The organism is Odoribacter lunatus (assembly GCF_943193135.1).
Taxonomy (GTDB): domain Bacteria; phylum Bacteroidota; class Bacteroidia; order Bacteroidales; family Marinifilaceae; genus Culturomica; species Culturomica lunata.
Window position 1 is genome coordinate 20,209 of record NZ_CALPCZ010000019.1, and the last position, 26,669, is coordinate 46,877.

Sequence of the window (26,669 nt, forward strand, 5' to 3'; positions counted from 1 at the left end):
TTATTTCAATTTATAGTTTCATCTCTTGTTTTTTATTCGGGTCTTTCAATGGGGTTTTAAATAGTTTTATACCCAAAGCCTGTAATCCTTCATTCCGTTTCTTTCTGAACCAATCCGAATCATTCAGACCGTCAATAGTGAGCCGGAGTTCTCCCTCCCTTTGGGGGTGTTTCTCCACTTGGGCAATGGATTGTTCGGTTTGAAAGTGTCTTTTAAATTCAGGTGAATATATTTTACCATCAAATTTCAGGGGCTTAAAAGCAAGCAGCTTTTTAGTCGCTGCTTCGCCAAATCCTATCAGCCTGCAAAGTTTTTCAACCCGGAGAAATTCCCGGATTACCGGAAACAAATCATATATCTTTTTAAGCTCGTCCTTTAACCTATCAAGAGCTTTGCGGTGCTCCGTTTCATTGGTCTGAATAGTCCGGTTTAATAGTTTTATTTCTTCTTTTAATCCTCTGTTTTCAGAGGCAAGGCGGTCTATTTCCTGTTGCTGACGTTTCATTTTCTGACTGCCCAACAATGAACCGAGTCCCTCGGCTGCCGAACTGGCTGCATTTACAAGTGTACTTTTCAGATTTTGGGATTTGATTTCTCCCTTGATTTTAGACAGCTCTTTTTCTGCCTGCTCTTTGTCTTGCAATAAAATACCTATATTTTCCTGAATGCTGTTGGATTGATTTAAAAGTTCCCGATAATATTGTGATGTTGCCATATGCCGGGCTTCTGAACCTTCTATTCCTCTTTCCAATCCGTAGTCCTGCATTTTTGCTGCATAGCTGTCCTGATATTGTTTCAATTTTATTCGGTTCATGACATCATCCGCACAGAGACGGGTGTTTCCAGGATTTTTCTTTTTGTATTTTTTCTTTCCGTTCTGCTGCTGCGCCACCTTAGCTTTCCGCCTTTCTCCTGTAACAATTGGCACAAGAGTTGCGTGAATGTGGGGTGTTGTTTCGTCCATGTGCAAAACGGCTGAAACGATGTTTTCTTTTCCGAAAGTCTCCCGCAACCATTCCAAATTATCATCACACCATTTATTTAGTCGTCCGTTCTGTTCAATCAATTTCATATCCTGCGGACTACCTGTAAGCAAAACGCGAATGGCTCGAACTTGGTTTTTCCCGATTTTACGGGTTAAACCTGCGGTATCCAAACGGTGTTGTATGGCTTCCGTCCGGTTTTTTACTCCTTTGGGGAAACAAATTAATTCACGGTTCAAAGGTGTACGCGATGAATCTGCATTTTTGGGGGAAGTGGTACGTTCTATGTGGGCGGACATCCCACTATCCGTCCCGGCTGTTTTTTCCATGTGTAGGACTGCATATCCCATAGGTCATTGATTTTGAGGGTTTGTGATTCCAATAGCACATTAAGTGCCACCGGGGTTTCCAAAGGGGATAATCCCCTTGGCTTATTGGGGCATTTTTAGCGGGAGTGAAACGGAGCGTCAGGAAAATGCCCTAATAAGCTATGACTTTTTTAAAAAGTCCGTTCACTCCCGATGTAATAATTACCGCTTTAATCCTCTGCTTTGGTACTTTTTCTGGTTGAAAAATTCACCGCACAAATAAGCGTTCAAATCTTTATATTTTGCATAAAGACCAGATTGGTCTGATAAAGATTTGCATACGATTTTCAGTTTTTCCGTGGCTTGCCGCCCTGCTTCATCATTATCAAGGAAAGTATAAACTTTCTTCTGCGACCGGAGATAGGTTTCTGCTTTCGGCAAATTGGCAACTGAATTAAGAACCACCACATTTTGCCGGAATTGGTTTATTCTCTTCATGGTCAGAAAAGAAAGGGCATCCATAAAACCCTCAAAAACCAAACAGGCATTACCACCAACCTTTATACCTGTAATATCTTTTGAAGTACAACCTTTAAAATAACGGTTTCTTAATTCATAACCACCCGAATTGTTCGGAAATCCTAACGCAAAATAAGGTTTCCCATTAACTGAATAACAGATTTCTTTGCATTGCTGCCTTGCCACTCCAAGATTGATTTTTCTTTCGTTCAAGTAAGTTATCAAAACAGGGTTTGTAATAGATTGTACTTTGTTTATTATCATGCCCGGTTTTTCTTCTTTGGGAAGAAGATTATTCCCGTGAAAAGAAAAAGACGCCATTCCAGCTGAGATTTGTTCCAATCGATAAATAGCTTCTGAAAAGGAGCATGCTTCCAACCTCATTACAAAATCTATCATTGTTCCGCCCTCTCCGGTTCCGTAATCAATCCAAAGGTTTTTATCATAATCCACTTTCATACTGGCGTTATGGTCAGCCCGAAACGGAGAATGGTACATGCCATAATGACCTTTATCCTTTACAGGGGTGATTTTGTTATTTGCAAGATATTGTTTGATAGATAATTGATTTAATCTTTTTGTGTCCATGTTATTTGTTTTAATCAAGTTCTTTTTTCTTTCACCGTCAGAAAAACTAACGGCATACAATAGCGGTTCGGGGTTAAGGTTAAACCAAATCGGATAAGAGAATAGAAAAATGGTTTAGTATGGTTTATAATATATATACCCGTTCTAAACTAAACCTTCTTTCCTCCATCAGTAATGATAACCGGGGTTATACCGATAAACCTTGCCCTCTTTCAAAATCATCCGCTTATTGGTGAGGAAGGTTTTCAGCAGCTTTGCCTTGTTCGTGCCGAAAGAATAACCTAAAACAGAATAAGCGTTTTTGAGTTTCGGAATAAGCAGCGTATAAGTAAACGTTTCCCCATTTGCAAAAAGGCTTTCCAATGCTTCGCGGTGCTTTTCTTCCGGGACTTCTTGGTAGTCAAAACTTTTCACCGCTCCGGATTGTTTAGGCTGGTAGTCCTCCACCAATTCGGGTAAACCGTCTGCATTGATACGGAAAGCAAACGACTCAAAATCTATATCCCGGATGCACATAGCGCTTACCGAGCTGATATTTTTATCAAACTCATCTTTCGTCACCTGTAGAATCGTTTCGGCTTTGTTGTTTAATTCTGTCCCCAAATGTCCGCGTGTGTTATCGTCCCCTTTATTCAGGTGCAAAACCGTATGAATATGAATCTGCCTTTCATCCGTCCACTGCATCAGTTTTGTAATCAGGTCAGTTGCTTCGCTTGGACTGTTGATGTCGTAAGCTAAATCCCGTACACCGTCAATAATAACCAACCCTAAACCGTCCGTCTGATAAATGGCTTTTTCAATGATAGCCAAACGGATTTTAGGGGCATACCTGCGGAGTGAAAGAAATTCAAGCGTTTCAGGCTGTACGGTTGGTGGTAAATCTGCCAATAGCAACATACGTTTCAGTACCCGTTTACAATGAAAAGGGCTTTGTTCGGTGTCGATATACAGGATTCTACGTTTTCCGTCAGGAAACGAAGCCCTGTAATTTAATACCGTACCATTGGTCAAAGCTGCTGCTACAATGGTACAGATATTAAATGTTTTCTTGCTTTTTGCCTTTCCGGTAGATGCACTGAAATTGCCTAACGTTCCGATAATGGATTCATCCACCCGCAAAACGATGGGCGGTATTTTCACCTTATCGGTTATTAACAGACGGGCTTGTTGCCATAATTCAGTTACATCTATTTCAGGCTCGGTCTTTTCTTTCTCTTTCATGGCTTATCTTCTGCCCCCTGTTTTGCGTCTAGCTAACTCAATGGCAAGTTCTGCATCAACAATGATTTTGCGTCCGATTTGTGTAATAGCTTTGTCGATTTTTCCGCTTTGTTTGATACGGTTGGCGGTCGGCATACTGCAACCGAATAGTTTTGCAATTCCACAAATACCGTAAACATATTTTTTAGATGTGTCCGGTTTCAATGGAGGCTGTACTGTCGGTTGCCCTGCGTTCTGCTGAAGGAAAAGAAATTCTTCCCCTGTCATTTGCCACAATGGTTTCTCTTTCAGGTCAGTAATATTCATAACTTATACATTTGTGTTATACTTTCGATTGCTGCGCAGTCAATCGGTAACGCAAATGTAGGCTCATGACTGGAGTAAGAAGTAGAATCGTAGTTTATTACAAAACTACATCCTGATAGTTAATGATATACAGAGATATGCTCTATTACGATTTCGTAATACGAACGTAGAAAAAATCAAAACGAATAATCATAGAACACCACCTTATATTCATTGGTAAGCGATTCACGTCTTTTTCTCTCAAAATTTTGTCCTATAGCTATATGGTAACGGGATTCAAAAAATGTCTTTATTTGAGGATCTTTGTTAGGCAAGAAATAATTATTATCTATTAGAGCAATTAAAAATATAACTAATTTTTTTATATCCGGTTTACCATTTCCATGTACGGATTTCCAATGAAGTTCTGCATCCAGATATTTATTATCAACAAGTTTAGATTCTAAAAGAAGAAACTTTTCATACATCTTTGTTCTGAAAATCATATTCGGTTCTATTGTCAAAGATACCTGAGGCAAACTTTTCGTTTCTTCCTCCCCATCCTTCATTACTTTTTGTTTTTTCTCATCAGACCTTATTCCTTTAGCGAGGTAGTTATTGACAATTTTATTAAATACAAGACTCAGGTTGTATATAGAGCCAAAGAGGTTTATAATATATTTTAATGATTCTCTTCGAAATTTTTCTTGTTCTTCATAAAGTGCAACCAATTTCTTCTGTTCTTCATCATGGGATGTCTTTACCTCTTCCCTTTGTTTCCACAATCGTTCTTCTTCTTGTTGAGTATGTTCCCTAAAGCCTATCGAATCCAATCCCCCTTCGATACTACATAGCTCTCTCCAATATTTTTGAACAACTTGTGATTGACATTTTATAGGGGAATCATACTCCCGCACAGCCTCCAAACAAACATCCATCACATTTATTCCATCTAAACTCTCTTTTGCAGATTCATATTGCCGGATATTATCCTTTACTTCTGACTCAATGTTTTCCAATAATAATATATAAGTAGATTTGTCCTTTTCAAGTATAAGGTCAAGCACCATTTTCTCAAACAATTTTACATCATGATATTTATTCCAGAATTCGGTAATTAAACATTGTTCGGCATAACTAACCGTACCATTATTAACAGCATTTGTAAATATGGTGTTCAGTTCTCTATATTGAGGGAGAAAATCGGTTATAGGCATAAGTTTTATCTGTTTTCTTCTTCACTACGTTCCAATAGCTGAGTTAATTCCTGTTCTACTTCTTCAATGGAAGGAAGAGTTGATTTTAAATCTTCGGGGACAGCCTTACTTAATTGATAATCACTAATTCCAATGGGTTGATTATAATTTGCTAAAGCATATTGAGCCACTACCTCATTTTTTCCTCTGCAAAGCAGTAATCCTATCGTTTTATTATCATTTTCACCCCTTAATTTATCATCTACCACATTGATATAGAAATTAAGCTGTCCCGCGTATTCCGGTTTAAATGGAGTAGCTTTCAGCTCTATCACCACGTATGCATGAAGTTTTATGTTATACAAAATCAAATCAGCATAAAAGTCAGACTCACCAATCTGAAAATGTTTCTGACGGGCAACAAATGCAAATCCTGTACCCATTTCCAGAAGGTACTTTGTTACATGAGTCACCAGTTGTTGTTCAATATCCCGCTCATCGGCACGCTCTTTCAGCCCTGCCAAATCAAAAATATAAGGATCTTTCAACAGATAATTGGCTAAATCACTCTGCGGCTCAGGAAGCGTGACTGTAAAATTGTTTACTTTTTTCTCTTTAATCTGACGTTGAAATAAATCACTCTTAACCTGAATGTCAAGGATATTACTACTCCAACCACATTCAAGTGTTTGCTTCATATACCAATACCTCAACCCTAATTTCAATTTACTATTCATCAAAACCACATGAGCAGCCCAATTTATGGATGCAATGGCAGAAGTTTTAAACAATTGCTCTAACTGCGCAAGAGGTTCTTGCGTAATTTCTAAAAGTGCATTCTCCAGATTGTTTACCTCTAAACCATCCACTAAAGAATCGCCTGAGTGAATTTGCGCAAGAGGTTCTTGCGTAAATTCAAATTCGTTTAAAAGCCTTACAACAGCAATAACTTTCTCCACGGTCGGACACTCCATTTCCATATCAGCAGCAGCTAACCGCTTCAGAACTTTAATGGGATATTGTTTAGCAAACTGACACATATAAGTCAAATTCCGGGGAGAATACCCTTTTTTATCAGGATATTTTGCTTTAATGGCATTTGCTGTTTTCGCTATAATTTTACTTCCCCACCCCAATCTGTTTTGATTATACATAATAAAATGCCCCACTTTCCAGTAATGTAAAAGTAATTGGACATTAGCAACAGAAACTAATTTTATCTGTGCTTGCTCTATCTCTGCTCCAAGAATATCTACAAATGAATCAAATTCCCGTTGATGTATTATGTTTCCTATTTTATCCATTACTTTTCTTTTAAACTGATTCCGTCACAAAGGTAAACAGAAATATCATAACTGGTTAAATTTACTCATGGCGTTAGCTTTAATATCATCTGCAATATCAATATAGGGTTTCATCGCTTTATAATCACTATGCCCCGTCCATTTCATTACTACCTGTGCAGGAATTCCCAAAGATAAGGCATTACAAATAAAAGTTCTGCGTCCGGCATGAGTTCCTAAAAGGGCATATTTAGGCGTAACTTCGTCAATGCGTTCATTTCCTTTGTAATAAGTTTCCCGTATCGGTTCGTCAATTCCTGCCAGTTCACCCAATTCCTTCAGATAATCGTTCATTTTCTGATTGCTGATAACAGGTAAAGCCTTATCACCTCTGAAATGGACATCTTTATATTTTTCCAGAATAGCCCTGCTATGGTCGTTTAATTCAATGGTAAGGCTATCGGCTGTTTTTACTGTTGTAATCTCAATATGATCGGATTTCACATCACTACGCCGGAGGTTATAAGCGTCAGAATATCTCAGACTGGTAAAACAACAAAATAAGAATACGTCACGGACACGTTCCAAATATTGTTTTGTTGGCGGTATCTGATATTCCCTCAATTTCGACAACTCTTCCCAAGTAAGGAATATTACTTTTTTCTGCGTATTCTTTAATTTAGGTTTAAAATTCTCAAAAGTATTATCCTTACAATATCCTTTCTTTATGCACCAACGCAAAAACCATTTAAGAAAACCGATTTGCTTTCCAATGGTCACATTCCTCATACCTTTTACCTCTCGAAGATAATTCACATAGTTCGCTAACTTAGCCTCATCAAAAGCTCCAGGAGAAAGCGCAGGATCAAAAGCCATCAAGTGATTTTTCACAACGGACATTTTTTTATAAGTCGATATTGTCCAGTTGTTTTGAATACCGCACTCTTTCACAAATTCATCATAAATTTCTACAAAAGAAACTATTCCTTTTTTATCACCTGCTAGTTCAAGATTCACAAGTTTTTTATTTTTCTCGTTAAAAAAATTCTTTACTTGCTGCGGTGTAGGGACACATCCCTGAACCTCAAACTCTTTAAAAATTTCTTGAATATCTGTATAATATTTCAACAAATCAGCGTTAATTTCAGATGCCGTTTGTTTCAACTTATTGGTACAATTATTCTTTACCCGTTGTAATTTTTCATTCCACTTGGCTAAATCTATCCGATATCCAGTTGTAAATTCAATCCGGTGACCGGAATAAACAACACGCATTCGAATAGGTACATTCTCAATAATAGGTTTCCCGTCTTTTTTTCGATTCTCTAAACAGAAAGTTATATTACGCTTGATATTCATAATCTGGATGTAAAAATTTACACCCAAATCTACACCCATTTTTTAATATTACCAACGATATTTCATTTTATTTTGATTAAATATAAAATTGTAATAAACTGGTTATTAATAGATAATTAGAGTATTTGTGATATTACATGAATACAAAGATGAGAGAGCCTGCTGCTCCACCCAAGTCTGATGAAAGACAAGGAAAGACGATGAAAAAATCCTGCAATTCATTAAGTTGCAGGATTTTCTTATATGCAATAAAATGAATAAAAATGAACGTTGAGAAAAGAAGTTTGTTGGACTTTTCGTTGGACATATAAAATCCAGTAGTCAAAGTCCAACAACTTTCATTCTTTGCACTATTGAAAATAACAATAAAAATCATAGTAAACAATCCCACTCATAAAGTTTCAAGATACAAATTTGGAGAATAAAAAAATCCATATTACTTTTGTCGGAGATAACAAAAGGGCGGTATCGTCTAGGGGTTAGGACGCAAGATTCTCATTCTTGAAACTCGGGTTCGATTCCCGGTACCGCTACTAAAAAAGGTCAGTTTTATACTGACCTTTTTTAATTTATAGAATTTTTCGATATCAAATTTTAATTTTTAATTTTTGCCCGGGCTTCAGGTCTTTCACCTGACTTTCGCTAATTCCATTCCATTTCATTATATCCCTATTGGATACCCCCGGATATTTCTTAGCAATTGTCCAAAGATTCTCTCCACGTTTCACCGTATAGTAAATAAATTCTCCATCTATCGTTTCTACTTGAGGCACATTGGTTTCATTGTTTGTTTTTCCCTCATACTTTGTTTCATTTGCATATTGGGCCGCATTTTGGGGAGAAACGTAAATAACCAGTTTTTGTCCCACACGTATAGTCATCCGCTTATTAAGATTATTCCAGTATTTTAGATCGTTTAAAGATACCTTAAATTTTGCTGCAATAGTCCCCGGAACATCCCCATTTCTCACAGTATATACCAAACGAGCTTTATCCCCCGAAATTGTCGCTGCATGCGCATATCTCCGAAAACGGTCATTAGGATTGGCTATTCTGTCACTATCATCAAAATATTTTTTACGGTTATAAGCAAATATCGTATCCTGATTATCGATAAAAACAGATACATGGTTATAAGGTAATTTCAAGGCATACGATTTTCCAAAGCCGGCAGGTATAATACCTTTATAGTATTGAGGATTTATGTTCCTCAACTCATCTGAAGAGATATCCATGTTTTGGGATATCTGCTCAAAATGCAATGCGTCATTTACCATTAAAGTATCACATAATAGGGGCAATTTAGACTCCAAAGGATAAATGTTGTGTTCCTTTGCATAGTTAAAAGCATACATTGCTGCAATAAAAGCAGGAACATATCCCCTGGTCTCCCGCGGCAAGTGATAATAAATATCCCAATAATTCTTTTTCCCTCCTGAACGCCGAATTGCTTTATTTACATTTCCCGGTCCACAGTTGTAAGCAGCAATCACTAAAATCCAATCATCATAAATAGTATACAAATCACTTAGATAACGAACAGCAGCTTCTGTCGATTTCACAGGATCATAGCGTTCGTCAATGTATGAATTAATTTCCAACTTATATTGCCTTCCCGTATAGTACATGAATTGCCATAAACCGCAAGCTCCGACTCTTGAGCGCGCTAAAGGATTTAAAGCACTTTCAATTACCGGAAGATATTTCAGTTCAAGCGGAAGACAATTAGCTGCCAACATTTCTTCAAAAATAGGAAAGTAATATTCACTCAATCCCAACATTGCCGCTACCTGCATTCTCTTTTTCACTACATACATTTCGATAAAATTACGTACGATATCATTGTATGAGAGCTTTATTGCAGAATGCAATGAATCTAAACGCATTAAATAGAGCGAATCACTTACCAGTCCAAACTGATTTCCCAAAATACGGGAAGAGTCACCATATTCTATTTCCTCCTTTAATCCTTTATGCCAATACATGTATCCATTATCTATTATTCGCATAAACTCCGCAGAAATACTATCCCGTTCTAAATTCCAGCTATTTTCCGTCTTTCCCTCATTTTGAGCCGTTACGTTTCCACACAAAAAGAGTACCCCAATAAAAATCAACAAACGCATAAACTATACTCCTTAAAAATTTAATGTTAAAGTTAATCCTACCATTCCTCCCGCTACCGGTGTATAAAATGAGTCAGGATGAAGATTCAATGACAAATCTTCATTTATTTCAAAGTCATAAAAATGAGCAAATACACAAGCATCTATAATTTGAATCGCATAAATTCCTCCCATCACAATATACAATAAATCCCTATTTCGCTTAAAGTTGTTCTTCCTGTTCTTCAATTGGGTCTGGAAATTGGATTGCTGTTGAGATGTAAAATCTTCGACTCCCCCTCCGACATATACCTTTTCCCAAGAAGGTGACTCTGGATAAGGCAGCTCCGGATTTTTTGCCTTCTCTTCCAAATAACGAGAATAATCTATATATGCAGATTTATATTTTTTCAAGTTGCGACTATTCCAACTAATACCATAGACTGTCGCACCAATCCCTCCATACAGAATCGGCAATTTCCACCACTGACGATTGTAAATTTGTCCCAATCCCGGCAAGACCATCGCGTAAATAGTAGCTTTATGAGGAGAATGAGATTTCAACTCTATATTCACCTCTTCTGTTTTTACCGTATCCGTAAGTTGCTTATCAATTATTAGCGTATCCTGAGGCATATCTACAGCAAAAACATCTGTACATTGCCACAATACGACTAAAAATAAAAACAACTTTCTCACGTTTTCTCTATATATTGCTTACCCTATTTTATCCAATAATCCGATAATTTTTTCCAGTTCAACATCGGATTTGAATGCAATTACGATTTTACCTTTCCCCTCCGCATTTCGTTTCAATTCGACTTTTGTTTCAAAACGCCTTGAAAGATGTTGTTGTAATTCTATATAATCTCCAATTTCATCACTTTTCTTAGATGTTAGGATTTTTTCTTCTTTAGGTTCCGGTTTGGGGTTTGCCAATTCCCGCACAATTTCTTCTACTTTCCGAACAGAAAAATCATATTTCAATATCTGTTCAAAAATCATAAACTGAGTTTCCTGATCCTCTATATTTATGATGGCACGGGCATGCCCCATTGATATTTTTTTATCCTTAATTGCCAATTGAATTTGTGCCGGCAATCTCAACAGACGCAAATAATTGGAAATAGTCGCTCTATTTTTCCCAACTCTTTCGCTCAATGCATCTTGAGTAAGTTTGCATTCATCCAACAAACGCTGATAGCTAATCGCAACCTCGATTGCATTTAAATCTTCCCGCTGGATATTCTCAATCAATGCCAATTCCAGCAAACTCTCATCTTCTGTATTACGAATATAGGCCGGTATCGTCTCCAAACCGGCCAATTTAGAAGCCCGAAATCTTCTTTCTCCGGCTATGATTTCATATTTTCCATCAGCCTTAGCCCTCACCGTAATCGGCTGAACAATGCCAATCGATTTTATCGAAGCCGCCAATTCATTCAATGCCGCCTCATCAAACTCTGTCCGCGGCTGAAATGGATTCGGCTGTATATCTTCAAGTTTCAAATCCAATATGGAAGCCACCGCTTCCGTTCTAGGCTTCGCATCCTCCGCAGCATCTGTTATCAAAGCTCCCAAGCCCCTTCCCAATGCACTTCTTTTCACCATAATCAAAATTAATTATTTTTATCTATTAATTCTTTAGCAAGATTCAAATAATTTACTGAACCACGACTTTCCGCATCATATAAAATAACCGGCTGCCCATAACTCGGAGCCTCCGCCAGTTTAATACTTCGCTGAATCATTGTATCAAATACCATATCTTCAAAATGCTTTTTGACTTCTGCCGCTACTTGATTTGACAGACGCAAACGTGCATCATACATCGTCAATACAAAACCTTCTATTTCCAGTTCCGTATTTAAGCGTTTCTGTATAATTTTGATGGTATTCAACAATTTACCTAATCCCTCCAAAGCCAAATATTCACATTGTACCGGTATAATGACTGAATTGGCTGCTGTAAGTGAGTTGACTGTTATCAGTCCCAAAGAAGGAGAACAGTCAATCAAAATATAATCATACTGATTTTCTACAGCTTTTAATATTTTCAATAGTACCTTTTCACGCTCTTCAAAATTCAGCATCTCTAACTCCGCACCTACCAAATCTATATTGGAAGGAAGTAAAAACAATCCTTCTATTTCTGTTTTTAATATCGCCTTTTCCGGATCCAATCCGTCGACAATACATTCATAAATTGTCGCATTATCCAATTCTTTCAACTCATATCCCAATCCCGAAGTTGCATTCCCCTGCGGATCCGCATCCACCAATAACACTTTCTTTTCCAAAACAGCCAAGCTTGCAGCTAAATTAACAGAAGTCGTCGTTTTTCCTACACCACCTTTTTGATTTGCAATAGCAATAATTTTAGCCATAAATTACCATTTTACGATTAGGTTGTAAAAATACACATAAAAAATAAACCATACCCGTTTTTAGCTGATTTTTTAATAACACTCCGAGCTTTTTTATTAACACATTCATTCTCTAACCGGAGATTTGAGTTCCAAAATTAATTACTATTTTTACGACATAAAACACGAGATAAATATGTTAGACTTTATTCATTTTCTACATCCGGAATTTTTATATGGATTGTTTTTACTAGCCATTCCCATAATACTACATTTTTTCAGTTTTAAGAAATACAAAAAAATATATTTCAGTAATTTCAATTTTCTTCAAGCCTTACAACAACAGAAGAAAAACAGTTCCCGCCTAAAAAATATACTCCTGTTAGTGTTACGGCTTTTGATACTAAGTTTTATCATCATCGCTTTTGCCTATCCTTATACAACTCCCCGCAATACCCAGACTACCGATAAGGAAAAAACACAAGTCGTTATCTACCTTGACAACTCATTTTCTATGTCCAATACCGGTTCGCACGGTACATTGCTGGAAGAAGCCAAAAAGCATTTATTTGATATTCTAAATACTTATCCCACAGGAACCAGTTTTTTTCTCCTCACCAATGACAACCAAAATTTACCTTCCTTATCGAAGGACGAAATCATTAACACATTAAGCGGATTAAAAATCAGTCCCCAAAGCAAGTATTTATCGGAAATCTTCCGCACAACCCAGGAATTGGCCAAAGATAAAAAAACAACATTATTCCTCCTGTCTGATTTCCAATCTACCAATTGTGACTTTCAACACATTGCCCAAGATTCTTTAATCACACCGATATTTCTAATACTTCATCCAGAAAATACAAACAACCTTTATATAAAAGATGTACAATTTGAACATCTCTTCCATCAAAAAAATCAAAACGAGAAACTTACCATTACCCTTGCCAATTCTTCTGCCCAAAACTTTAATAATATTCCGGTAACCTTAACTATCAACGGAAAGAAAAAAAACATTCATAAAGCCAATATCCCGGCACAAGGAGAAACTACCGTCGAAATCAATTACCTGAACAATGCAGAAGATTTCTGCCAGGGAGTCATCGAAATAACCGACTTACCTATTGTATTTGACAATAAATTTTTCTTCAGCTACAATCTAAAAGATAAAATAAATATCCTGTGTATCGAACAAAATGAACACTTACCTTATTTTGAAAAACTATTTGCCGATTCAAACGCTTTCCATATTCAGTATCTTAATGTAAATCAAGCCTCCAACTTAAGATTAAACAATTACAACCTGATTATTCTTGACCGTATCGAACAATTAACTTCCGGGCTAAGCAGTGCCCTTGAAACTTATCTCAACAAAGGCGGTAATCTCTTCATTATACCTGGAGAACAGCTATCCGTAAATATTTTGAATAACCTGCTACAAAAAATTCATGCTCCTCAATTTTTACATTCAGATACTAACACTGTCATTGAAAAAATTGAAGTTCAAGCGGATTTGTTTAAAGAGGTATTCGAAAAATTAGAACAGAATACAACGCTACCTTACATAAAGCAATTTTATCACATTAGTCCCACAGACAAAGCAGAACAACTCCTAAGCGATAAAAAGGGAAATATTCTGTTAGCCATACAGAATTCTGGCCACGGAAAACTTTACATATCAACATTCAGTTTTGCTCCGGACAATAGCGACATGGTGTATCACCCACTTTTTGTCCCTATCATGGTAAACATGTCATACAATTTAAATTCCAATCTGAATACCTCGTGGTTTCTAAACTCAAATAAACAACTCTACCTCCAACCTTATCAATCAGATAACGATAACCACATTTTCGTACGCAACGAAAACAATACCGTCGAATTCATACCTGAAATACGAAAAGATTTCAGTGGCAACCTAATCATGGTAAATACGAAAGAATTAAAGGAGGCCGGACTATACAACGTTATCCGCGACAATCATACCATTGATATAATAGCGTGCAATTACGACCGCAGCGAATCACAAATGCAATTCTGTCACAGTGAGGAAATACAAAAACATTTTCCGGAAGCCCGAACCGAAGAAATCAAAACCACACAATTCGACCACAACAGTGAATTAATAAAAGAAATCGTTTTGCAAGACAATAACCACTATTTTGCTAGTTGGTTCATATTATTAGCACTCCTAACCCTTTTAGCCGAACAATGGATATGGAAAAGAAAATTAATGTAGCGGAAGAAATAAAAGCCGAGCTGGAAGCTCTTGGCTCTCCGGAAAAAGCATTACATCTTTCCCGCTTCTTTAAAACAGGCAAAGGAGAATACGGAGAAGGGGATCAATTTCTCGGGGTCAAAGTCCCCGAACAAAGAAGTATCGCCAAGAAATATGCCTATGCGGGAATGGATGCTATCAAGGATTTAATAAGCTCCCCTTTCCACGAGCACCGTCTCACAGCTTTATTCATTCTTATACAGAAATACCAAAAAAGCAAAACTACGACGGAAAAAGAAAATTACATCCGATTTTATTTAAGCCATACACACTTTATTAATAACTGGGATTTAGTCGATTTATCCTGCTATATATTATTAGGACACTGGTTGCAAGACAAAGAACATACACTTCTTTATCAATTGGCTGACAGTTCCAATTTATGGGAACAGCGTATTGCCATCGTAAGTTGCATGTATTTTGTTAGACAGGGGAATTTCCAAACCTGTCTGGCTATCGCCGACAAACTTCTTCTTCATCCTCATGACCTAATACACAAAGCTACCGGTTGGTTACTCCGGGAAATCGGGAAAAAAGACAAAAATACACTTGTCGATTTTTTACACGCCCATTACCTCCAAATGCCTCGTACCACATTACGATATGCCATAGAGCGCTTCCCAGAAGAGGAACGTAAAAAATGGCTGAAACGCTAATTTCATAAACCAACAAAAATAATATCTTTGCGAATGACAAATAACATTCGTCTATGATTAGCTTTTTACAAGTTGAAAACCTTAGTAAACGATTCGGCGAACGGCTTTTATTCGAGAACATCTCTTTCGGCATAGGAAAAAGCCATAAAGTAGCATTAATTGCCCCGAACGGCATGGGTAAATCCACTTTATTACAAATTATAGCCGCCAAAGATACACCAGATACAGGTACTGTCACTTTCCGCAATGACATAACTATCGGCTATTTGGAGCAAAACCCATCTTTAATACCAGAAAACACGCTGTTTGAGGAAGTTTTCAGTTCTGAATCGCCCACTCTCAACACCATTAAAAAATACGAAGAAGCAATCCGGCGAAATGACAATTCCGCATTAGAAACTTTAATACCTGAAATGGATATGCTGTCCGCATGGGATTATGAAAACACGGTAAAACAGATTCTTTCGGAATTAAAACTCGATACCTACGACAAAAAAATTAAACACCTTTCCGGCGGACAAAAAAAGAGAGTCGGCTTAGCCAAGGTCTTAATTAGCAATCCGGATTTTTTAATACTAGATGAACCGACCAACCATTTGGATATGGAAATGATTGAATGGTTGGAAAAATACTTAACCGTATCGAATGCCACGTTATTAATGGTTACCCATGACCGCTATTTCTTAGATCGCGTCTGTAACCAAATCATTGAAATTGACAATTCCGGTCTGTATACCTACCAGGGTAACTACTCTTATTATTTAGAAAAAAGGGAAGAAAGAATAGCTAACCGCAACAGCGCTATCGACAAAGCCAAAAATCTGTTACGAACTGAACAAGAATGGATGCGCCGTATGCCCCAAGCACGTTCGCATAAAGCCCAATACCGAATTGACAATTACTATAAACTCAAAGAAGTCGCATCTCAAAAGAATGACACTAAAAAATTAGAATTGGACATCAAAGGACAACGTTTGGGGAAAAAGATACTAGAATTAAACCACATTCATAAAAGTTTCGACTCCATTTGTATGGTCAATGATTTTTCCTACAAATTCAGCCGAGGAGAAAAAATCGGTATCATTGGCAAAAACGGAATCGGGAAATCTACCTTTTTAAATATCATTACGCAAAATCTACAACCGGACGCAGGAACCATTGAAATCGGAGAAACTGTCGTATATGGATATTACAAACAATCAGGCATTCAATTTAATGAAGCCGATCGGGTCATAGACATTGTCAAAAACATCGCCGAGCGTATAGATCTCGGAAACGGACAAATCATGTCTGCTTCCCAATTCCTTGAATATTTCATGTTTACAGACCAGCAACAATATTCATTAGTCAAAAAACTTAGTGGAGGAGAACGAAGAAGACTATATCTGCTCACGGTACTGATGCGCAACCCGAACTTCTTAATCCTCGATGAACCGACAAACGATTTAGACATCATAACCCTAAACGTTCTCGAAGAATATCTGAAAAGTTTCAAAGGATGCCTTCTTATTGTATCACATGACCGCTTTTTTACGGATAAAATAGTAGACCATATTTTCGCCTTTGAAGGAAATGGTATCATAAAAGACTTTTCGGGTAATTATACTCAATACAAAAACTGGAAAGAAGAAAAGGAAGAAAAGAGAAAAAAAGAACAAGGAGTTCAAGTAAAAAAAACAGTCCCAATAAAAAAAACAAACACTCAAACACGCTTGAGCTATAAGGAAAAACTGGAATTCCAAACCCTCGAGGAAGAAATAAAAAAACTATCCACAGAAAAACAGCAATTAGAATCTGAATTAAGCCGAGGTACTCTATCACCGAATGAATTAATACAAACATCGGAACGTATCGGCCAACTCATCACCATTTTGGATGAGAAAGAAATGAGATGGCTTGAACTCAGCGAAATAGAATCAAAATAATCTATGATACAGCAAACCATCCTATCTTTTTTAAAAGAACACCACATCGCCCGCAATGCCAGATTCCTCATCGCAGTCAGTGGAGGAGCCGACTCTATTGCTCTATTATATGGATATAAAAACCTGAATCTAAATATAACGGCATTACACTGTAATTTTAATTTAAGAGGAGAAGAATCCGACACAGACGAACAATTTGTCCGACAATTTTGCCACATCCATCAAATTCCTCTATACACAAAACATTTCGATACCTCAAAGTATGCCAAAGAAAAAAGCATGAGCATCGAGATGGCTGCCAGAGCACTTCGTTACACTTGGTTTCATGAAATAAAACAACAGCAGCAAATGGATTATATAGTCATCGGCCATCAAGCAGACGATATAGCGGAAACACTCTTTATAAACTTATGCCGAAGTACAGGCATCAAAGGATTAAGCGGAATAAAACCCATAAACGGTGACATCTTACGCCCTCTCCTCTCCTGTTCCCGCCAAGAAATTCTGGATTATCTCAAGGCAAACCATATCGAATACCGAAACGATTCTTCCAATAATTCTCTTGATTTTACCCGCAACATCATACGCCATAAAATCATTCCGGTATTCAAAGAAATAAACCCGTCATTTCTGACTACCATTCTAAATAACTGCCAAGCACTATACGAAACGGAACTCATTTACCAATACGGTATTGATATTCTTAAGAAAAGTGTCATGCAAATACGAGAAAACGAAACATTAATTCATATAGAAAAAACAATAAACACCCCCGCACCCTATACACTGTTATTTGAATTACTGCGCCCTTACGGATTCAATAAACACCAAACAGCAGACATTCTCCGCAGCCATCTTGCCCTACCGGGGAAAAAATTCGCAAGCGAAGAATACATCCTTACACGAGACCGCAGCCATTGGATTATCTATAAACGCAAAGAACACTCCGAACTGCCATTCTATATAAATAATACGATAGGCAATTTTCATATCGGAGAGCATCACTTGTTTTTTGAAACCCTACCCTATACATCCTTACATCAAATTCCGGCAGACCCGCATACGGCCTACTTTGATTTTGATAAAATCAAATTCCCGTTACAAATCCGAAATTGGGAAAAAGGGGACTTCTTTTATCCCCTAGGCATGCATGGCTGCAAAAAAAAACTCAGCGATTTCTTTAGCAATCAAAAATTCTCTGCCAAGCAAAAAGAAGAATGCCTATTACTTCTATCCAAAAACAAAATCGTATGGATTATTGGACATCGAACTGACGAACGATTCAAAATCAGTTCAACAACCCGCACGCTACTTAAAATTACTATCCGATAAAATAAAAAGAGGCCGAAGCCTCTTTTTAAACACACGAACAATTAAATTTACTACTACTTATAAGCAACTATTTTTATTACTCGCTTCAAAGATAATACAATTAAAACGTTTGCGCAAATATTTTAATCACTTTTTTAACTATTTTACCCTGCCTTATTTTTCAAATTTCTCTTTCTATGTATACTTCTCATATAAAATCAAGGCATAGCTTATTAAATTTTAACATGAAACTTTCTCTTTAAAATTTTTATCTCTATATTTGTATCTATGAAAAATTAAAATGCCATGAAGAATAAAAAAATAGCAGTTTATATTTTATTGGGAATATTGGTCGCAAGTTTACTCGGCTCTTGCGCCATTGACAAAAAATGTCCGGCTTACACTCATGCCGCAACCGAAATAAACCACTCTATTTGAGTAAATTTAAAATCTCTTACATAGTTAGGATAAACTTTTACAACTAAGTATAACTAAAAAAAAACAAAATGTCAAAAATTAAAGTTGGAATCAATGGATTCGGCCGTATCGGACGTTTAGTTTTCCGTGCAGCAATGAGTAGAAACGATATTGAAATCGTAGGAATCAATGACTTGATTGATGTAGATTACATGGTTTATATGTTAAAATATGATACCATGCATGGTCGTTTCTCCGGAACAGTAGAAGCTAAAGATGGCAAATTAATTGTTAATGGTCAGGCAATTCGCGTAACTGCTGAAAAAGATCCGGCTAACTTAAAATGGAATGAAATCGGAGCTGAATATGTTGTTGAATCAACAGGTCTTTTCTTGACAAAAGAAAAAGCTGAAGCTCATATCAAAGCTGGAGCAAAACGTGTTGTTATGTCAGCTCCTTCCAAAGATGATACCCCCATGTTCGTAATGGGTGTAAACAACAAAAAATATGCCGGTGAAACCATTGTTTCCAACGCATCTTGTACCACAAACTGTTTGGCACCTCTGACCAAAGTAATCAACGATAAATTCGGAGTAATCGAAGGCTTGATGACAACAGTTCATGCTACAACAGCTACTCAAAAAACCGTTGACGGTCCTTCTATGAAAGATTGGAGAGGCGGACGTGCTGCTGCTGGTAACATCATCCCGTCTTCAACAGGTGCTGCTAAAGCCGTAGGTAAAGTTATTCCGGAATTAAACGGAAAATTAACAGGTATGTCCTTCCGGGTTCCGACCTTGGATGTATCAGTAGTTGACGTAACTTTCCGCTTGGCTAAAGAAGCTTCTTATGATGAAATCAAAGCTGCCATCAAAGCTGCTTCCGAAGGGGAAATGAAAGGTATTTTGGGATACACGGAAGAAGACGTAGTATCTTCTGACTTCTTGGGAGATGCACGTACCTCTATCTTTGACGCTAAAGCAGGTATCGCCTTAAATAAAAACTTTGTGAAATTAGTATCCTGGTATGACAATGAATGGGGATATTCTAACAAAGTGCTTGAATTAATCGCTCACATGAACACTGTAAAGTAATTCATTAAAGCAATAAAAAAGAAAAAGGATGCCTTAAAGGCATCCTTTTTTATTTTATCAAATCTACTGAAATCATTTACTTCACAAACAAGGTTTAATAAAAAACAATCCAATATTAAATCAAAACTCCTATATTTGTGTAAATATTTTACTATATAACTACACGAGCGTAAGTCTGTTTATTTTTCAAACCCATATTTTCTTATGGATATAATAATCCATAACGTCCATATAAAGAATGAAAATTGAAGAAATCGAACACATCAGTTTTGAATTTATAGAGCAAAACTTTAACGTCACATTCGCAGACCTACCGGAAGACTTATTTAAAATCTGGCATATTACCACACCCATTGACACCTACCTGCAAGAAGACTTTCAAAATCAATATGAATTTCGTATCTTTCAATATGCCCTCACAAAATACGAAAACGAAAAACACACTCATATTCCGAAAAAGAAAATCCCGGACATATTCAAAATATTTCAACTAATGCTTTCAATTCCTTCATTGAGGACAAAAAAATATCCTGATAAAACAGCCTTTCGGGTATTCGATTTCCAACTTTACCTAGATTTACTCTAATCTCACCACATCCTACTTCATAAACTATCGAGGGCACCGAACACGTTCGGTTAGCCCTCTTCTTTAGCCCAATAGCACTGGCCCTTGGCGTCACACAAATAAATTAAACGCTTTCAGAAAAATAAGGTTACAACCTTTACAACTCCACCTCCAAATAAATATCTAAATATTTTAGCTATATTTGAAAATCACTATTTTATTAATTTTATGAAACACATTTTCCTACTTCTTATCCTCATCGGGAATATTCTATTTATTTCCGCACAAAATCGCCAGGAGATTTTACTAGAAAAAAACTGGAAATTCACACGAGAAGATCCTTCACAAGCCTATTCCAAAAACTTCGATGACAGCCAGTGGCAAAACGTTACGGTTCCACATGATTGGGCTATATACGGACCATTCGACGGCAACAACGACTTACAGGAAGTAGCCATCACTCAAGATGGCGAACAACAAGCCTCTCTTAAATCAGGAAGAACAGGAGGCTTACCCTTTGTAGGTACTGGCTGGTATCGTACCCAATTTAATATTCCTTCATTCCATAAAGGTAAAAAAGTTTCCCTTCTTTTCGACGGAGCCATGAGCCACGCACGGGTATACATCAACGGGAAAGAAGCCGGTTACTGGCCTTACGGATATAACTCATTTCATTTCGACATCACAAATTTAGTAGAAGAAAACAAACCCAATACATTAGCCGTACGCCTGGAAAATCTACCTGAATCATCCAGATGGTATCCCGGCGCCGGCATATACCGCAACGTACATCTCATCGTAACAAATGACGTCCACATACCCGTCTGGGGTACACAACTAACCACTCCGATTGTCCGTACCGACTACGCCAAAATCAACCTGAAAACCCGTATCAACACACCTTCAGCAAGTACGGCTTCTAACTATAAATTAATCACAGTCATTAAAAACAGTAAAAAACAAACCGTTGCCAAACAAGAGACACACCTGACTCCCTACGATGAAAACATCTTTGAACAAAACTTCATTGTAAAAAATCCCGACCTCTGGAGCCCCGAAACACCCGAACTGTATTACGCCTCTTCCGAACTATATGAAAACAATACCCTAAAAGACGAATACACAACACGTTTCGGTATCCGCTCCATAAAAGTTATTCCGGACAAAGGATTTTATCTGAACGATAAACGAACAGTATTTCAAGGAGTTTGCCTGCATCACGACTTAGGACCTTTAGGTGCTGCAGTCAATAAAGCAGCCATCCGCAGACAATTAAACATACTGAAAGACATGGGATGCAACGCCATTCGTACCTCCCACAACATGCCCGCTCCGGAATTAGTTGATTTATGTGACGAAATGGGTTTCATGGTCATGGCGGAATCATTTGACGAATGGAAAATCCCAAAATGCAAAAACGGCTACAACCATCTTTTTGACGAATGGGTAGAAAAAGACCTAACCAACTTAGTCCAACACTACCGGAACAACCCAAGTATCGTCATGTGGTGCATAGGCAACGAAGTCCCCGAACAAAGCGCCAAAGGCCAGGCCCATGTAAGCCGTTTCTTACAAGACATTTGTCATCGTGAAGACCCGACACGCCCCGTCACACAAGGAATGGATCAGCCCCACTCCGTCATAAACAACAACTTTGCAGCCGTCATGGACATCGCCGGATTCAATTACCGTCCCTTCGCCTATCCGGAAGCTTACGAAAAACTACCTCAAAAACTGGTATTAGGAAGTGAAACGGCATCCACGGTCAGTGCCCGCGGCGTATACAAATTTCCAGTCGAACGGAAAGCCATGGCTACATATCCTGACCAACAAAGTTCATCCTACGACGTCGAACATTGCAGTTGGTCAAATCTTCCGGAAGACGACTTCATCCAGCATGAAGATTACCCTTGGTGCATCGGAGAATTCGTATGGACCGGCTTTGACTACCTAGGAGAACCCACTCCTTATTATGAAGACTGGCCTAGTCATAGTTCCCTATTCGGAATTGTCGATTTAGCCGGGCTCCCCAAAGACCGTTACTATCTCTATCGCAGTCACTGGAACAAAAATGCAGAAACCCTGCACATTCTTCCTCATTGGAACTGGAAAGGGCGGGAAGGAGAAATCACCCCCATCTTTGTTTACACAAACTACCCGTCAGCAGAACTCTTCATCAACGGAAAAAGTCAGGGGAAACGCAGCAAAAACCTTGCAGTAAAAGTAACCGACAGCGGAGACAAAAACTCTCTGGAAAATTTAAGCCGTCAAACAAGATACCGTTTAATGTGGATGGACACCCGTTACGAACCGGGCACCGTAAAAGTCATTGCCTATGATGAAAACGGCCAACCAGTCGCCCAACAAGAAATCCATACAGCAGGAACACCCCACCATCTTGAATTAACAGCAGACCGCACCATCCTACAGGCAAACGGCCAGGATTTAGCCTTCATTACCGTCAAAGTAGTAGACAAAAATGGAAATCTGTGTCCGGATGCCTCACAACTCATTCACTTCAAAGTAAAAGGCGCAGGGACATACAGAGCATCCGCCAACGGTGACGCAACCTGTATAAAACAATTCCATAAACCTGAAATGACGGCTTTTAAAGGCATGCTGACAGCCATCGTTCAAAGCTCCGAAACATCCGGAAGCATTCAATTTGAAGCAAATGCCAAAGGTCTGAAAAGCGGCACACTTATATTAAAAAGCAAATAAAATCATCTATCATTGAATACATTGGAATACCAATGTATTCAATGATACTTTTCATCACCGACAAAGCCAATCCACATAACGCACAATCGCGTCCGTACAAACAGGGCAAAAACAATCCGTCTTATGCAAATTATTCATCAAACAATTTTGCCACGGACGGTAAACACCTTTCGCTGCATACCCGCCCCCTTCATACACACCAACCTTATCTAACTTCTTTTCATTTAATGGTGTAGGAATCGGAGTAGCAGAATCCAAAAGTCCATTCCATATCACCTTACGTCCGAAATCCGTTAAAGTCGTCAAATTTTCCTCCCACGGTTCCACTCCCTCCGGATACATATCGCTATACGGCGCATTCTCACCATATTCATCCCCCAATCCCAACAAAACATGTCCGAACTCATGCACATAAATCTTCCCTGTACGTGTCGGATGATTAGCCGCACTAATCCCGTAAAAATTAAAAATACCGCCACCTCCATACTTTTGCGTATTAGACAAAATATAAATATACTCATAAGGCACATGAGCGGCAACATCCCGTACCCCCTGAAAATCCTCAATCATCTGATAGCGTTCCGCGCCAAACGTATAAAAACTCGCCTTCAACGCCGTTTGCCTCCACACCTGTTCTCCAGGCATAGTCACTCCCGATTCCGCGGACGGGACCCACACTGCCCGCACATTAAATTGCAACGCTTTCTCCTTAAAAGGTGAATAACTAAAAAACTCCCGGACAAATCCTTCACAAGCCTGCCGAAATTTTTCCTTCTCATTCGTAGCATAACCTTCCGGCAATAAAACAATATCCACTTTATTAGTCGGCGCACCATTATACATCACTTCAAACGTCTCATAACGAGGAGTAAACTTTTTGATAAAACAATCCTTCACATCAATCACATGCTCAAACTTCTTTTCAAAACATCCCTGACGATTCCGGGCATACAACTCCAAACGCACATCATTCTTCGGATAAGGGAATATCACCCCTTCCGGCATACACTTATGGGTTCTCCCCGCCTCATCCGTAGTCTGCCACTCATTAAACAAAGTACAATAAGAACGGGAATAAATAACCTCATCCGTAGCTATATCGACAATCTTAAACATCTGATTACCATAGCCCGTCGTATCCACCAATGCCACTTTAGACCCCGCCCAATAAGGCTCCTCAATCAACTCGTCAAAATAATAAGACTCCGTCCGGTTATCTCCGCAATGATAAAAATCAAAACGCAACGTTTTCTCCCAAAAATACTTTTCAAACTGGGCATAGCCCATTTGACCGACAAAACAAAAACATAAAATTCCAATAAAAAAACGACTCATCACGCTTAGCATTAATATTATATCGTACAAAAAAAAGTAACTAAAAACGGAACACAAAAATCAACAGTCATACCATGTACCATCGAAATCACGACAAACTCCTTTCCTGAATAACGAGTAATCACCGGCAACGTCGTATCCATAGAAGTAGCTCCTCCCACAGAAATCGGTGCCAACTTTCCGAAATAACGCACCAACCAGGGAGCTGTCAACAAAGCAAATAATTCCCTTAAAACATTAGCCACCAACGCAATTGTACCCAACTCGGCGCCCTTATATTGTGTTATAAAAACTGAAGACAGCGAATAATAACCGAAACCGACACCTACCGCCAAACAATCAATCAAAGAACGTCCCTGTATAACACAACTGATAACAGCCACCCCTGCCAACGTTCCTACAATCGTAGCCAAAGGCACCAAAACTATTTTTAAATGCTGCTGCCGCAAAGCCTGTAAAACCTCCCTGTCACGCCCGATACTTACCCCGACCAAAAACATCAGGACATACAAAACATACAACGCCCCCTCCCCTTCGATAAACACCCCGGGTATATCAACCAAACGCCCCAATAACACCCCTGCAAAAAAACATATTCCTATAATCAGACTCTCCCTCATCGCCTTCATTTAGAAAAACAGAACTTGTAAACCAACCACGCACATCCAACACTTCCTCCCACAGCTCCCAAAGTAATCAATACCGCATCCACCCCTATCGTACCCAAATTATCCATAATCTGCCGGTTATGTCCGACCTGAAGTCCCAATAAAAACAGCAATAGCAAAATGGCCGTAAATATACCCTTCCGGATAAACTTTATATTTCGCCCCTGAGTCAAACGTCCCGTCAAAACACCTCCTACCATTAAACAGATAATTATCAACATACTTTCTTACAATAATAACTTCCGACAAAGATATGAATTATACACGGACACACTAAACTATTTATAACTTTGTCATCCGTAAACGCAATGACTGTAAACACGATGAACAAACTAATAAAATTACTCCCCTCTTTATTCTTAATTTCCATCTATTTCATTGCCGATGAATTCTTTGGACCGCTTATCGGCACCCTTTGCACACTCCTGCTGGGAATAGGAGAATTTCTCTACACGCGCCTCCGTTATCAAACTACCGACCGGCTCATTTTAATCACCACACTTTTCTTTTGCCTCCCTGGAATCATCTCCATTTGGGCTACCGGAAACTTATGGGAAAAACTGCAATCCGGCATATTCGAAACAGTTGTCTGTATCCTATTAGGCATATTCGCTTTCACCCGAAGCGACTTAACCCAAACACTTCCCGCCTCCTATCGTCAATCCATCCGTCTGTCTCCTGCTCAACAACAGATGATGAGAAACACCATAAAAACCTTATTCGCCATACTATGTCTTCACACGGCAGCTGTTTACCTATCCACCTTTCTTTGTCCGCCACAAACAGCTTCCTTCATCAGCGGAACCTTGCTCTACATCCTGTTAGGAGCCTTCTTTCTTTGTCTCATCCTCCGCAACAAATGGTTAAATCATCGTTATACCAAAGAAGAATGGCTCCCCTTAGTCAATGAACAAGGAAAAATCACCGGTCAGGCCCCAAGAAAGCTGTGCCACTCCGGAAGCAAATTGCTGCATCCGGTTGTTCACCTACATATTATAAACGGACAAAACGACCTTTTCCTGCAAAAAAGAAGCATGAAAAAAGAACTCCTACCCGGCAAATGGGACACTGCTGTCGGAGGACATATCAGTGCCGGCGAAAAAATTGAAGAAGCCTTAAAACGGGAAACGAGGGAAGAATTAGGCATTACCACATTTGAAGCCCGCCTTTTAGGCAAATACATCTGGGAAAGCAACCGGGAAAAAGAACTCGTCTTCTCTTTCCTCTGTACAAAATACGACCGGATAAACATAGACAACGACGAAGTTGACGAAGGGCGTTTTTGGTCTCATCAGGAAATAGAAAAAAATAGTGGAAAAGATATTTTTACCCCCAATTTTGAATACGAGTACCAACTCCTTCTAAAAAATATCCCCAAGACATGCTAAAAAAGACTGTCTCGCCACACATGAAGTGCCCCCCAAAAGTTGGACATAAAACTTTTGGGAAACTTTATGAATAAACGCCACAATTTTGAGGAACGCTT

Annotated in this window: 22 protein-coding genes and 1 tRNA gene; 9 read left to right on the top strand and 14 right to left on the bottom strand. The window is 38.4% G+C overall.

The features are described 5' to 3' along the window. Nucleotides 1-10: 10 nt before the first annotated feature. The 7 genes from mobV to NFR61_RS08085 all read right to left on the bottom strand — a co-directional run bounded on the left by mobV (nucleotide 11) and on the right by NFR61_RS08085 (nucleotide 7,781). Nucleotides 11-1,333, bottom strand: coding sequence for a MobV family relaxase (gene mobV / locus NFR61_RS08055; RefSeq protein WP_251622782.1), 1,323 nt, complete (start codon nucleotides 1,331-1,333; stop codon nucleotides 11-13). Between the two features lie 180 nt (nucleotides 1,334-1,513). Further along, on the bottom strand, nucleotides 1,514-2,398 hold the full coding sequence (locus NFR61_RS08060; RefSeq protein ID WP_251622785.1) for a toprim domain-containing protein: 885 nt from the start codon (nucleotides 2,396-2,398) through the stop codon (nucleotides 1,514-1,516). A gap of 168 nt (nucleotides 2,399-2,566) precedes the next feature. Beyond that, nucleotides 2,567-3,619, bottom strand: a complete 1,053-nt coding sequence (locus tag NFR61_RS08065; RefSeq protein ID WP_251622787.1) for an AAA family ATPase — start codon at nucleotides 3,617-3,619, stop codon at nucleotides 2,567-2,569. Between the two features lie 3 nt (nucleotides 3,620-3,622). Then, nucleotides 3,623-3,925 (bottom strand): DUF3853 family protein, encoded by a 303-nt coding sequence (locus NFR61_RS08070; RefSeq protein ID WP_251622789.1) that lies wholly within the window; start codon nucleotides 3,923-3,925, stop codon nucleotides 3,623-3,625. A gap of 176 nt (nucleotides 3,926-4,101) precedes the next feature. Further along, nucleotides 4,102-5,121, bottom strand: coding sequence for a hypothetical protein (locus NFR61_RS08075; RefSeq protein WP_251622791.1), 1,020 nt, complete (start codon nucleotides 5,119-5,121; stop codon nucleotides 4,102-4,104). A gap of 5 nt (nucleotides 5,122-5,126) precedes the next feature. Continuing rightward, entirely contained in the window at nucleotides 5,127-6,404 is a 1,278-nt protein-coding gene (locus NFR61_RS08080; protein ID WP_251622801.1) for a PDDEXK nuclease domain-containing protein, read from the bottom strand. Between the two features lie 45 nt (nucleotides 6,405-6,449). After that, nucleotides 6,450-7,781 carry a site-specific integrase gene (locus NFR61_RS08085; protein WP_251622812.1) on the bottom strand — a complete coding sequence of 444 codons (1,332 nt, stop codon included), beginning with the start codon at nucleotides 7,779-7,781 and terminating at the stop codon, nucleotides 6,450-6,452. Between the two features lie 422 nt (nucleotides 7,782-8,203). Here NFR61_RS08085 and NFR61_RS08090 point away from each other — a divergent pair. After that, nucleotides 8,204-8,275: transfer RNA gene (locus NFR61_RS08090), tRNA-Glu, on the top strand. A 54-nt stretch (nucleotides 8,276-8,329) separates the two neighbouring features. Here the strand turns inward: NFR61_RS08090 and NFR61_RS08095 are convergent. The 4 genes from NFR61_RS08095 to NFR61_RS08110 are packed head-to-tail and all read right to left on the bottom strand — an operon-like array spanning nucleotide 8,330 to nucleotide 12,234. After that, on the bottom strand, nucleotides 8,330-9,868 hold the full coding sequence (locus NFR61_RS08095; protein ID WP_251622822.1) for a lytic transglycosylase domain-containing protein: 1,539 nt from the start codon (nucleotides 9,866-9,868) through the stop codon (nucleotides 8,330-8,332). Nucleotides 9,869-9,880: 12 nt separating this feature from the next. Then, a complete protein-coding gene (locus NFR61_RS08100; RefSeq protein ID WP_251622824.1) occupies nucleotides 9,881-10,546 on the bottom strand; it encodes a DUF5683 domain-containing protein in 666 nt (221 codons plus the stop codon). An 18-nt stretch (nucleotides 10,547-10,564) separates the two neighbouring features. Then, nucleotides 10,565-11,464: a ParB/RepB/Spo0J family partition protein gene (locus NFR61_RS08105; protein WP_251622833.1), complete on the bottom strand. Its 900-nt coding sequence runs from the start codon at nucleotides 11,462-11,464 to the stop codon at nucleotides 10,565-10,567. 2 nt (nucleotides 11,465-11,466) lie between these two features. Next, nucleotides 11,467-12,234, bottom strand: a complete 768-nt coding sequence (locus NFR61_RS08110; protein ID WP_251622836.1) for a ParA family protein — start codon at nucleotides 12,232-12,234, stop codon at nucleotides 11,467-11,469. A gap of 175 nt (nucleotides 12,235-12,409) precedes the next feature. Between NFR61_RS08110 and NFR61_RS08115 the strand changes: the two genes are divergently transcribed. The 7 genes from NFR61_RS08115 to galB all read left to right on the top strand — a co-directional run bounded on the left by NFR61_RS08115 (nucleotide 12,410) and on the right by galB (nucleotide 23,180). Continuing rightward, complete coding sequence (locus NFR61_RS08115) at nucleotides 12,410-14,452, top strand: BatA domain-containing protein (protein WP_277613063.1); 2,043 nt, start codon at nucleotides 12,410-12,412, stop codon at nucleotides 14,450-14,452. Further along, entirely contained in the window at nucleotides 14,431-15,147 is a 717-nt protein-coding gene (locus NFR61_RS08120) for a DNA alkylation repair protein (RefSeq protein ID WP_251622842.1), read from the top strand. Before NFR61_RS08115 ends, NFR61_RS08120 begins: the two co-directional genes overlap by 22 nt. 53 nt (nucleotides 15,148-15,200) lie before the next feature. Next, nucleotides 15,201-17,072 (top strand): ABC-F family ATP-binding cassette domain-containing protein, encoded by a 1,872-nt coding sequence (locus tag NFR61_RS08125; protein ID WP_251622845.1) that lies wholly within the window; start codon nucleotides 15,201-15,203, stop codon nucleotides 17,070-17,072. A gap of 3 nt (nucleotides 17,073-17,075) precedes the next feature. Next, nucleotides 17,076-18,404 (top strand): tRNA lysidine(34) synthetase TilS, encoded by a 1,329-nt coding sequence (gene tilS / locus NFR61_RS08130; protein WP_251622857.1) that lies wholly within the window; start codon nucleotides 17,076-17,078, stop codon nucleotides 18,402-18,404. 485 nt (nucleotides 18,405-18,889) lie between these two features. Then, entirely contained in the window at nucleotides 18,890-19,894 is a 1,005-nt protein-coding gene (gap, locus tag NFR61_RS08135) for a type I glyceraldehyde-3-phosphate dehydrogenase (RefSeq protein ID WP_251622865.1), read from the top strand. 238 nt (nucleotides 19,895-20,132) lie between these two features. Beyond that, on the top strand, nucleotides 20,133-20,480 hold the full coding sequence (locus NFR61_RS08140; protein WP_251622868.1) for a hypothetical protein: 348 nt from the start codon (nucleotides 20,133-20,135) through the stop codon (nucleotides 20,478-20,480). 207 nt (nucleotides 20,481-20,687) lie between these two features. Further along, nucleotides 20,688-23,180 carry a beta-galactosidase GalB gene (gene galB / locus NFR61_RS08145; protein ID WP_251622871.1) on the top strand — a complete coding sequence of 831 codons (2,493 nt, stop codon included), beginning with the start codon at nucleotides 20,688-20,690 and terminating at the stop codon, nucleotides 23,178-23,180. Nucleotides 23,181-23,234: 54 nt separating this feature from the next. Here the strand turns inward: galB and NFR61_RS08150 are convergent, their stop codons facing one another. Genes NFR61_RS08150 through NFR61_RS08160 form a run of 3 tightly spaced genes read right to left on the bottom strand, consistent with a single transcriptional unit; the run spans nucleotide 23,235 to nucleotide 25,404 of the window. After that, nucleotides 23,235-24,515, bottom strand: coding sequence for a M64 family metallopeptidase (locus NFR61_RS08150; protein WP_251622874.1), 1,281 nt, complete (start codon nucleotides 24,513-24,515; stop codon nucleotides 23,235-23,237). 17 nt (nucleotides 24,516-24,532) lie between these two features. Beyond that, the gene (locus NFR61_RS08155; protein ID WP_251622885.1) at nucleotides 24,533-25,135 is read right to left on the bottom strand and encodes a LysO family transporter; all 603 of its coding nucleotides are present in this window, start codon (nucleotides 25,133-25,135) and stop codon (nucleotides 24,533-24,535) included. A gap of 5 nt (nucleotides 25,136-25,140) precedes the next feature. Continuing rightward, nucleotides 25,141-25,404: a LysO family transporter gene (locus tag NFR61_RS08160; RefSeq protein ID WP_251622877.1), complete on the bottom strand. Its 264-nt coding sequence runs from the start codon at nucleotides 25,402-25,404 to the stop codon at nucleotides 25,141-25,143. A 624-nt stretch (nucleotides 25,405-26,028) separates the two neighbouring features. On the opposite strand from NFR61_RS08160, the gene NFR61_RS11190 reads away from it, so the two are divergent. Then, complete coding sequence (locus NFR61_RS11190; protein WP_338150540.1) at nucleotides 26,029-26,571, top strand: NUDIX hydrolase; 543 nt, start codon at nucleotides 26,029-26,031, stop codon at nucleotides 26,569-26,571. The last annotated feature ends 98 nt before the right edge of the window (nucleotides 26,572-26,669 follow it).